This window comes from Coleofasciculus sp. D1-CHI-01 (assembly GCF_040218875.1).
GTDB lineage: Bacteria > Cyanobacteriota > Cyanobacteriia > Cyanobacteriales > Coleofasciculaceae > Coleofasciculus.
Map to the genome: position 1 here is coordinate 1 of NZ_JAVJQP010000087.1, position 10,544 is coordinate 10,544.

Here is a 10,544-nt window from a genome sequence, read left to right on the forward strand (position 1 = left end):
CGTGTATCTCGTAGAACCAAGGGTTCCAAGAATCGTCTCAAAGCCGTCAAGCAGTTAGGTAGAACGCATCTCAAGGTTTCGAGGCGGCGTAAAGACTTTGCGGTCAAAACCGCGAGGGCGCTTGTCCAGACGGCAGACTTGGTAGCCATCGAAGACCTAAAAGCGCGGAACATGGTCAAAAACCATCATCTAGCTAAGTCAATATCGGATGCTAGTTGGACATTGTTTAGGCAGTGGTTGGAGTATTTCGGAAAGGTATTTGATGTGCCGGTGATTGCCGTTGCACCTCATTACACTTCTCAGAACTGTTCCAATTGTGGACAAGAAGTTAAGAAAGCTTTATCTACCCGTACTCACAAATGTTACCACTGTGGGTACGTTGACGACCGAGACGTAAATGCTGCCATTAATATCTTAATGAAAGCGCTGCAAGGACTAGCTCAACTACCGAGGGGCACTCGGAAAGTTACGCATGGGGATGAGATGACCCGCTCCTTAGAGGAGGAAACTCCAAAAAGTAAGGTGGCTCGTGGAACCAGGAAATCTCGTCAGCAATGATGAGAATCCCCGCCTTCAACGAAGTAAGGCGGGGAGAATGTCAACTCTACTGGAATTTGCTTACTAGATGCTTTTGACCCAGCTCGCTGGGTACAAGCCCAGCGGTGCAGAGGGGCGTTCCCATTACCCTTGAGTCCACTTGCCTGTTACTTCTGTTATAGGAGAAAATCTGTAAAGATAGTAACAAGTTGAGCTGATCCATTGTAAAGCTTTCAACAAGATTGTCATTGATCATCGGTAAGCTGTTCGGCATTTAAACCTTAATGTCAATAATGGTGAAATCCTTGCCGTAGTGCGTTTAGCGAAGCCATGCCGCAGGCTTTGCATCTTGCTCACTACATTGAGCATCCTGCTCGCTACTAATACCCAATTTAAATGCATGACAGCTTATATCCTGCCTCATATCTCATACCTAATCTAGGTTGACTACCCCCTTTATGAGTGGGACAAGGCAGATAACAGATGGCAAATGGTTTCAGACAACAAACAGACTTCAAAGGAGTAAGGCAAAATAATTAATCGCGTAATGTAAGGTTTGATCGACTTCCACCATTACCCACAACGGAACCTGGGGAACCTCAGTTTTCCAGTCCCAATTGTAAGTACGAACCCACAAACTGGATATATTGAAAAAATCAATAATAATATGAGTGCCACAAATAATAATCAGGGATTCTAACTTGTTGGTTAACAGACAGAATGGCAACGTGTAGACTAATCCATGTAAAACAGCCACTTGCCAATCCTTCTTCTTCCGTAATGCCAAAAAAGAATTTTGCAGTAAAAAGTCTCCCGTGCGATGGGCGATAAATTGCAAACCGAAATCAATCATGGCTGATGGCGTTCTCCAAGACAGGCGGGTTAGTCGTCGTAGATGTTACTTTATGATGACAGTGGCGTTGCCGTGAAAACTACAGGAAAAATACTGAGATTTGCCGCCGTTCAACTCCAGCCTCCGGGTTTCTACGGAGGTGGTAGGAAAGCGATAGCCAAAGGCAGACAAAAGAAAACGGCACGCTCCGGAGCCAGTGCAAGTAAATCGTCCTCAAACCCTTACTGTTCCCTGTTCCCTGTTCCCTGTTCCCTGTTCCCTAATCTCAACCGTTAACTTTAATTGTGTCCACCTACTTAGTTATCTGGATGCGATCGCGCCACAAATGTTAAATTAAGGCTGTTCCCGCTTATCCTGAAACCTAGACATGTTTAAACCTGAACTCCTCGCCCCAGCGAAGAATCTGGAACGGTTAAAAGTCGCCATTGCTTATGGTGCAGATGCGGTGTATCTAGGGGGACAAAATTATGGATTGCGGGCGCGTGCGGATAATTTTACTGACTCTGAGTTAGCCCACGGTGTAGCATTTGCTCATCACCATGATGCCAAAATTTATGTCACGCTGAACGCTTTTCTCCACGATGCAGACTTTGAGGGACTCCCCGACTATTGTCAGTTTCTGGAATCTATTGGCGTTGATGGGGTGATTGTCTCTGATTTAGGAGTTATCCGAGTTATTAAAAGGAGTTCAACTCTACCGATTCACCTCTCGACTCAAGCCTCTTGTCTCAATTCCTATAGCGCCCGTTTGTGGAAAGAGATGGGAGTTAAGCGCTTAATTGTTGGTCGAGAACTCAGTATTACGGAAGCGGGTTTAATTGGAGAAGAATCCGGTATTGACGTGGAGATGTTTACCCACGGTGCGATGTGTATGGCGTATTCGGGTCATTGCACAATTTCTAATTTTACCGCAGGTCGCGATTCTAATCGGGGCGGATGTATCCAATCCTGTCGATTACCCTATCACTTAGAAAGTCAGGACAAGCAAGGTGATGATTTAGTCAGCTTCATGTCGTCCAGAGATTTATGGGGAATTTATCAGATTGGTGAGTTCTTCAACCATAATATTTGCTCAATAAAAATAGAAGGACGGATGAAATCCTCATTCTATGTTGCCCTAACCTGTAAGGTTTATCGCCAATTAATTGATGCTTATGCCGCTGGGAGATTAGATGAACAGCTACTCAGCCAAGCCTCAGCCGAACTGCAATCGATTCCTAACCGAGACTATTTTTCCGGTTCCTTAGAAACACCAGCCGATAAAGATTCAGTCTTTGGACAGTTATCGGGAATTAATACAGGAACTCACGCTTATTTAGGCATGGTTATGGATACGACGCCCCAAGAGATTATTTTACGGTTACTTGAACCCTTAGCCGTCGGTGATGAAATTGAAATTATCCCGTTTCAAGGAGAACCGATATGCTGGCAAGTTAATCAGCTTTTTTCTATGACAGGTGAACGGTTAAAGTCGATGCGAAAAGATAGTATTGTGCGCTTACCTAAACCGGATGACTCCATGCGATCGCACAATATCACCAAATTAAATGTCGTTCGATTCACCCATTCCCCTGTAACCGTTGCTAGTTAACAATGTGGTAATTAATTTGGCAGGATTGCCATAGGGGTTACGAATGACAAATGACGAATGACAAATGACGAATGACGAATAAAAATGCAATTTAATAGCTTCCTTTCATCAATTGAAGATTTAGAACGCTGTGTTAATGCTCCCCATCTGCATGAGGTATTATTGGAACCAATAGTCTTAGCGCGACAGGGACAATTATCAAAGGCGAAGGTACATAATTTAGCCAAACAAGCGTGGCAAAAAAAACTACGCCCGGTACTCGTCTGGGATGTATTAATGCCAGAACGGGTAATGAGAACCCTTTGTGATCAGCTAAAGGATTGGCAACTCAGTCTTTTTGGTGCAATTCGGGTGTGTGATCCGGGTGCAGCCTATTGGCTCAAAACCCATTTTCCTCAGATACCCATCCAGTTAATTGTTGAGACAGGGAATCACAATCTGGAGGCGTTGCAGGGATGGTGCGAGATTCTTTCGGAGTCGTTGGAACGGTTAGTCTTATCAATTGAACTACCGGAAGAAAAGCTAATTGAATATTGCCAAACCTTACCCGTTCCCTGTGAATTGCTAGGTGTGGGACCCATTCTATTATTTTACTCGCCGCGATCGCTCTTGATCAACCCGTTGCTGGAACGCCAGAATATAGAAGCAACAGAAGACATCGATTCGCTATACCGATTCAACCCCGACTCCCCTCTCTACCTAGAAGCGACGGCGGCTTTTGCGGATAACCCTAATCGCCATTTTCCGACATTAGAAACTGCTCATGGAACGTTTATGTTTTTAGACAAAGATCAGTTTATCCTGGATCAGTTAGATGGCTTACGTGAGGCGGGTTTACATACAGTGCGATTAGACTTACGCCATCTAAGTCAGGAGGATAATGTTGCTATTGATATTGATCAAATTTGTCGCCTGGTGTTAGAAAATCCGGCAAAAATACGGGAAACTTGGTTCCGAGAAACACGCGCTCCTTTTTTCAAAGCGAATCGTACTACCGCCTTGTTTCCCCGGATGAAATCAAAACTATCTGAATACCGGAATGATGCCTGTCTAGCGGAAGTTATGGCTGGAGAAAGTGGCAAATATGTGGTTTTTTACACCTGGCGTTCCTTCGAGATTTCCCAGATTCAAGGTATGGTTTTACCAACGGGTGAAGAAATTGTTCCCCAAGACGTTATTTTTCGTACCGTGAACGGCGAATCGGTTGATAGGTTTGAACCGGAACAAATTTTAGTGACTAATTGGATCAAAAAAGCTGTTCCGGGTTCTCTGCTGCTGGGTAAAATGTCTTGATTAATTGAGACATGTAGGGGCGGGTTTGACAGATAACAGTTTGCCACCAACCGATAACTTAACTAAACTCGCCCTTATAGAGTGCGATACCTTGATAAGGGCGCAAGCCTTGCGCCCCTACGTTAGGGTGTACTTCATCTGGGTCATATTTACTAAAAAGATACTAATTTATACTAAATTAGTAGGTTAAGATGTCAGCTATTCATAATCAACGACTGAGAATGTCTAATCCCTACTTTCGCTTCAAACAATTCACCGTATTTCACGATCGCTGTGCAATGAAGGTGGGAACAGATGGTACACTGTTAGGGGCATGGACGGATATCACAGGTGTACAAAGCATTCTGGATATTGGCACAGGGACGGGTTTAGTGGCGCTGATGTTGGCACAGCGATCGCAGGCACACATCGACGCCGTGGAAATTGACGCAGAGGCTGGCATTCAGGCGCGGGAGAATGTGGCGAAATCACCATGGCGCGATCGCATTCAGGTGTACCTGAGTTCTGTGCAAGATTATGCCACGACTTGCTCAAAGCGGTACAATCTGATTGTGTCTAATCCTCCCTTTTTTGAAAATGCCTGTAAAGCTTCACAAAAGGCGAGAACCGTAGCCCGACATAGTGATTCTTTGCGACAAATTGATCTGTTACAAGTGGTGGAACAGCTTTTGTGCGAGAATGGTAGGCTAGCTGTAATTTATCCCACTGAGGCAGCCCAACTCTTCCAAGAAAAAGCCGAATCATTTGGTTTATTTTGCCACAGAAAACTCTCGGTTAAACCAACTTTAGCTAGTCCAGCTAAACGGATTGTACTGGAATTTGGGAAACATCAGTTATCCTCTCAGGAAAAGGTTCTCGCGATAGAAGCCACCCGACGGGTTTATACCCCTGAATTTATTAGCTTGATTAAAGACTTTTACCTGAAATATTAACGGAAATATCTAGAGTTGGAATGACGAGTTAATTTTTCTAACCATAGGCATAAGCCCGAATGATCTGGAAGTCAATCTAGTTAATGAGAAAGCTTAGCATTAAAATAAGATACTTATAGTCCGTGGACTTATAGTCATCTGCCAAGGTTTAATGCTTCATTAAATGTCAATATAGGCTAACCAAGACGAGGTGATTTTAACACTCTTTGGAGAACGTGTGCGTGTTCTTCGGCAAGCCCATGGTCTTTCGCAAGAAGCCCTAGCACTTGCAGCAGGACTGGACAGAACCTATATCGGTGGTGTTGAACGAGGCGAACGGAACATCAGTCTAATTAACATCCAGAAAATCGCTCAAGCTCTTAATGTGTCACCTGCTGACTTGCTCCAGTTTGAACAAAGGGGCGGGGTAATGCGCGAACCTGCGGCAAATGGCTTTGTGAATGTAGGTATTTTGGCAGGTATTGGCTTAAGTCATGAAATTCTACGGGAGGCGATTCGGGATACTTACGCATTGCTTGACCAAATAGATACAACGCTTGAGAAAGCCAACGTCTTTTTGTTGAGTCAGACGGTCGAGTTAGCCAACTTATCTTCCATGATTGGTAATATTTTTGCCTCAGCTATAGCTAAACACTCGAATGGCTTGCTCAGACGCAATAGACCTCACAAATATCCTGACCTCTTGACAACAGGCATTTCTCCCCAAGTACCTAATCTTGAGTTGAAAATGGCTCTTGAAACTAACAAGCCCAAAGGACATTTGGCTAAAGAAGGGCATTATCTGACCTGTCGCTATGTACTTTGTCAACCCGATGGTTCTCTACGAATCGAAAAGGAACAGCGTGGTGTGAAGCCCTATATTTGGGAAATACGCTGTGGTTATCTTCTCCTGGAACATTTCAACCTCAGCAATACAAAAGGTGATTCTGGGAAAACTGCTGTGGTAAATGCTATCGGTATGGAAATCTTGCAAGTGGTGTACTGTGATTTAGAGCGTGTTCCTTTCTCACCCAGAGGTAAAGCTTATCGAAGTTACCAGCAGCTTTTTGAGGGAGATTAATCACTTTCCAAGATAGCTTGTGCGATGACACGTCCAAGCAAGGGAGGTACAGCATTTCCAATTTGCTTGACAATCTGGGATCGTGTGCCGATGAATTCAAAGGTATCAAAAAAGCCTTGCAAACGCGCACCTTCACGCGGGGTTAAAGCACGGTGCTGGTGAGGATGAATACAACGGTTAGAGCCTGGATGAGTAAAATTTACAGTCAACGTCACACTAGGTTCATCTCCATTTAATCGGCTATAGCAAGAACTGAAGCCGCTAGTAACTGTTCCTTCGGGTAAGGCATAAATATTAGCTCCTGCTTGGCGAATTATTTCTAGCATTCGCCGAGAATGTGCAGTGGCTTCGTGCATTGTTAATTGCTGCGCTTTATTCCGAATAAGGATTTCGTAGGGTGTAGACTCAATATCATCTCGATAGACGGTGTTTTTTTCTCCAGCTTCAACGGGTGGAAGATCGTGAATTGCTTGATTAACGGTAACAGCAGGCTGGAGATCTTGAGCAAATAGTTTTCCTAGGGGCTTAAGGACAAATTTTTGCTGTCCAGCCATACTGCGGTGTTCGCACCAATGGGTAGGCTGAGTCCATTTAAATGGTTTACCTTTGCGACTGCCGACAATAATTAGACGCTCACGACACTGGGGCAACCCGTAATAAGCAGCATTTAGCACTTTAAAGCTTGTTCGATATCCTACCTCTTCAAATGCACCTAAAATGGCTCGTAAAGTCAGTCCTTTATTATAGGTGAACAAGCCAATCACATTCTCAAAAACTATCCATTCTGGCTGTAGATCATGAACGATACGACAGAATTCTTCTGCCAGGTTGTTTCTCAAATCGTTTCGTTCAATGTTCCGGAAAGGACGGATAGATGAGAATCCCTGACATGGAGCGCCACCGACGATGACGAATGGACGAGGGTTTTCACTCTCTAATATATCGGTAGAAATAGCATGAATATCCTCCCCATAAGCATTTGCCGTATCATGGTTGCGCGAGAAGGTTCGTAGGCGATCGCTTAGAATATCGATACCAGCAACCACCTGAAAAGCTTCATGCATTTCCAACCCAAACGAAAATCCCCCAACTCCACAAAACAAATCGAAAACGGGTTTTTTTGTCGAGTCAGGAGCTTTTCGACGCGGAATTCTTGTTGAGCGTTCGGGGCGAGCCGTGAGGTAACCTTCTCCTGTTAAAGGATTTTTCAGGAGTTCATTCTGACCAACTGTTAGTTGATTGACATCCATATTAAGACAATCCGATATCCGATCAAGTAGCTTTTTCGGCGGAACTGTCAGCCCCCGTTCGAGCTTCATCAGCTCATTTACTGAAATTCCCGCAGCAGCAGCTAAATCACGTTGTCGCATTCGGCGAAGCTGTCTTGCTGATCGGATATCTAACGCCATGTCAACCCAACTAGAACATACGAACTGAAACTATAGTGATAATACATAGAGTCATCACTTAAATCAAGTCATTGCTTCCCAATTTTGGATCGCGAAACTCTTTACCGAGAATCAGTCTAACTTTAGGCTGATGAGAATTATGCCAATCATAACCAAACTAGAGATATGTGGAATAATCAAAACCCCCCAGAATTCGAGCATGACGGCTTTCCCCATCCCCAACGAGATGGGGCAGATGAGACATCTCCAGACACTGAACAGGAAAGCCTTGACCCTAATCTATCGCCAGAGCATATAAAAGCGACAAAAAAATCTCTGAAGCGCATCTATATTATTCTTCTGATTATGGGTTTACTTTTAGGAGGATTGGTATCTGTGGGGGTTGTCATCGCCCTTAACCGCATGGGATTGACAGACGCTCCAGCAGATGTGGAAGAGACAGAAATGCCCTATTAAGCTGAATGGCGCTGAAAAGCGTGCATTTTGGGGTCGCCGAAACCCATGATATACCGTAGGGTGGGCATTGCCCACCAACAGGAGTTACGCATTGCTGCGAAATTGGATCTACAAACTTACCCCAACTTGGTTAGCTGACTCGCAGTTTAGATGGTTGTTTGATTACCAACCGGAATGTCGGGAGATATCTAATGAATAGAATATTGTATTATCATCAACAATCCCACTTTTCTCGAAAAATCCGAATTCTGTTAGCTGAGAAAAATATAGAGTGCGAACTAAGAGAAATCAATCTGCTTGATAAGCCCCCGGAATTTATCAATCTTTCTCCTATTGGTAAAGTCCCTGTGTTTGTCGATGAAGATGGCACGGTGATTTGGGATTCTACATTAATTGCGGAGTATCTAGACGAAACCTATCCACAGCCGAGGTTTTACCCCAGTGATCCTCGGACAAGGCTTGAGTGTCGTAAATGGGAAGAACTCGCGGATTATTTAGGTGATACTATCATCAATTCATGGATACTAAATTTGAAAAATAATTTCACTTTTCCTGGTTATCGGACAAGATTGGAAGCGTCAATTAATCGCCTTTTGCCAGTTTTTGACCAACAATTAGCTAAGTCTAACTACTTGTTGGGGAATGAAACCTGGACAGCCGCCGATGTAGCTGGCTTATGTTCCCTAGGCTACTACAGTTTGCGCCTGGATGAAGATTGGCAATTAAAATATATTCACTTAAGAGAGTGGTTCAATAAGTTACACGAACGCGACTCGGTTCAGTCCACGGTTCCTCAAAAAAGTTAATGTACTCACCGTTTTTCCTGCCTGAATGAAGGATAATAACAAGGAAGAGGTTAATGAGTGATTTTTTTCTAGGGGAACAGTCAAAAGCGTGATAGCTAGGCTTCGGGTTATGACGTAACCAACGCCTACTAAAGTTTCCAGATGACACAGTTTAGAGGGATGAAACAGGTGGCAGCCTCTGTTTACCCTTTAGGTGAGGCTAAAAGCAAAAAGCAATGAATAATAACATGAAAACCCGTATAATTTCAGGACTTACTCTAACATTAGCACTTGGTTTTAGCTCTTCCCCACTGTCTGCCAATGAATCTTTCTCCCAGCAAGCTAACACCCTCGACACGAATAGGGAAACAATTGCATCACAAGTAAGCCACACCAAGCAGGCATCTCCTCCAGACTTCAATGATTATCCAGAAACCGAATCTTTATCGGGTAATCCTGCACCCGTTGACTTAAGCAGTGACCCTGATGCTAGAAGATTCCGCACTGTTTTACGAGAGGGCGCACAAACCGGACCCAATTTTGCCGGAAAATATACGGTGGTGACTTGGGGATGTGGCACAAGCTGTCAATCTGTTGCCATTATCGACGCTGAAACTGGCTCGGTTTATACGCCAGGTATTGTGGCTGAAGCGGGTGTGAAGTATAAGTTGGATAGTCGGCTACTCGTGGTTAATCCGCCCGAAAATACTCCGGGAAAAAGACCTGATTGGATGGAAACCAGTTATTACGTCTGGGATGGTACAGAGTTAACAGAAGTTTCGACATCATCGTCATCATCGTCACGCAAAGAGGAGGTCGATGATTGGACAGATACCTTCTTTTATGCGGTTTATCCAGACATGAAAGGGAGGAGTATTGATCCGTCTCAAGAACTTTATGTTCGAGAATGGAATGCCCTGCGCGGGGTTGTAAAGAATTGGGTGGGGTGGATTGAAAGTAACTGTGGCTCTGCAAGTTCTGACCAGGATCAAGCTAGCGTGAACAATGTAAGTGTTCGTGATAAATTAGCTGATGCGGTTTTCTATGCTCGTCATCCTGAGTTAAATGGGCGTGAAATCCGCAGTGGAGAAACAGCTTTAGCGAATGAATGGAAATCAATTCATGATCGTATTTCTGGGGTTCTATTTTCAGGTTTTTGCTAAATAAGGCTTTGAGATAGGTGCTTTCGGACGGGGTGGAGAAAATACAGCTTATGATTGCGATCCACCTGAAAGGAGTCGGGCTGAACCTTCACCTGTAATTTACACAACAATTTACAGAATGCTATGCTATCTCGTACCGTCCTAGACTGTCTATCAAGTTTTGTTATTCCATTATTGGTGGGGAGGGCGGGTTTTGTTGTTCCGTTATTGGTGTGAAAGGGCGGGTTTTGTTGTTCCGTTATTGGTGTGAAAGGGCGGGTTTTGTTGTTCCGTTATTGGTGTGAAAGGGCGGGTTTTGTTGTTCCGTTATTGGTGAATATCTGAATTGAGTCCCTAAACCCGCCCCTACGATTGTCCCTAAACCCGCCCCTACGATTGTCCCTAAACCCGCCCCTACGATTGTCCCTAAACCCGCCCCTACGATTGTCCCTAAACCCGCCCCTACGATTGTCCCTAAACCCGCCC

The 10,544-nt window shown here is 44.3% G+C and carries 11 protein-coding genes; 8 read left to right on the plus strand and 3 right to left on the minus strand.

Annotation, left to right across the window (positions count from 1 at the left end; translation table 11 throughout):
• The coding region (locus RIB93_RS15765) for an RNA-guided endonuclease InsQ/TnpB family protein (RefSeq protein ID WP_446373686.1) at window positions 1-558 on the plus strand (558 nt) is incomplete at its 5' end.
• A gap of 493 nt (window positions 559-1,051) precedes the next feature.
• Here the strand turns inward: RIB93_RS15765 and RIB93_RS15770 are convergent.
• Window positions 1,052-1,390, minus strand: a complete 339-nt coding sequence (locus RIB93_RS15770) for a DUF3307 domain-containing protein (RefSeq protein ID WP_006104141.1) — start codon at window positions 1,388-1,390, stop codon at window positions 1,052-1,054.
• A 367-nt stretch (window positions 1,391-1,757) separates the two neighbouring features.
• On the opposite strand from RIB93_RS15770, the gene RIB93_RS15775 reads away from it, so the two are divergent.
• The 4 genes from RIB93_RS15775 to RIB93_RS15790 all read left to right on the plus strand — a co-directional run bounded on the left by RIB93_RS15775 (window position 1,758) and on the right by RIB93_RS15790 (window position 6,266).
• Window positions 1,758-2,981: a U32 family peptidase gene (locus tag RIB93_RS15775; protein ID WP_446373687.1), complete on the plus strand. Its 1,224-nt coding sequence runs from the start codon at window positions 1,758-1,760 to the stop codon at window positions 2,979-2,981.
• A gap of 84 nt (window positions 2,982-3,065) precedes the next feature.
• Window positions 3,066-4,274: a U32 family peptidase gene (locus RIB93_RS15780; RefSeq protein WP_446373688.1), complete on the plus strand. Its 1,209-nt coding sequence runs from the start codon at window positions 3,066-3,068 to the stop codon at window positions 4,272-4,274.
• 221 nt (window positions 4,275-4,495) lie between these two features.
• On the plus strand, window positions 4,496-5,206 hold the full coding sequence (locus tag RIB93_RS15785) for a tRNA1(Val) (adenine(37)-N6)-methyltransferase (protein WP_446373689.1): 711 nt from the start codon (window positions 4,496-4,498) through the stop codon (window positions 5,204-5,206).
• Window positions 5,207-5,396: 190 nt separating this feature from the next.
• Complete coding sequence (locus RIB93_RS15790; RefSeq protein ID WP_446373690.1) at window positions 5,397-6,266, plus strand: helix-turn-helix domain-containing protein; 870 nt, start codon at window positions 5,397-5,399, stop codon at window positions 6,264-6,266.
• On the opposite strand, the gene dcm is transcribed toward RIB93_RS15790, so the two are convergent.
• A complete protein-coding gene (gene dcm / locus RIB93_RS15795) occupies window positions 6,263-7,675 on the minus strand; it encodes a DNA (cytosine-5-)-methyltransferase (RefSeq protein ID WP_446373691.1) in 1,413 nt (470 codons plus the stop codon). The two genes, RIB93_RS15790 and dcm, sit on opposite strands and share 4 nt — an antisense overlap.
• Window positions 7,676-7,840: 165 nt before the next feature.
• On the opposite strand from dcm, the gene RIB93_RS15800 reads away from it, so the two are divergent.
• The 3 genes from RIB93_RS15800 (at window position 7,841) to RIB93_RS15810 (ending at window position 10,079) form a co-directional block, all read left to right on the plus strand.
• Window positions 7,841-8,131 (plus strand): hypothetical protein, encoded by a 291-nt coding sequence (locus RIB93_RS15800; RefSeq protein ID WP_446373692.1) that lies wholly within the window; start codon window positions 7,841-7,843, stop codon window positions 8,129-8,131.
• Between the two features lie 191 nt (window positions 8,132-8,322).
• Window positions 8,323-8,937: a glutathione S-transferase family protein gene (locus RIB93_RS15805; RefSeq protein WP_446373693.1), complete on the plus strand. Its 615-nt coding sequence runs from the start codon at window positions 8,323-8,325 to the stop codon at window positions 8,935-8,937.
• 227 nt (window positions 8,938-9,164) lie between these two features.
• Window positions 9,165-10,079: a hypothetical protein gene (locus tag RIB93_RS15810; RefSeq protein WP_446373694.1), complete on the plus strand. Its 915-nt coding sequence runs from the start codon at window positions 9,165-9,167 to the stop codon at window positions 10,077-10,079.
• Between the two features lie 238 nt (window positions 10,080-10,317).
• Here the strand turns inward: RIB93_RS15810 and RIB93_RS15815 are convergent.
• The coding region (locus RIB93_RS15815) for a hypothetical protein (protein WP_446373695.1) at window positions 10,318-10,544 on the minus strand (227 nt) is incomplete at its 5' end.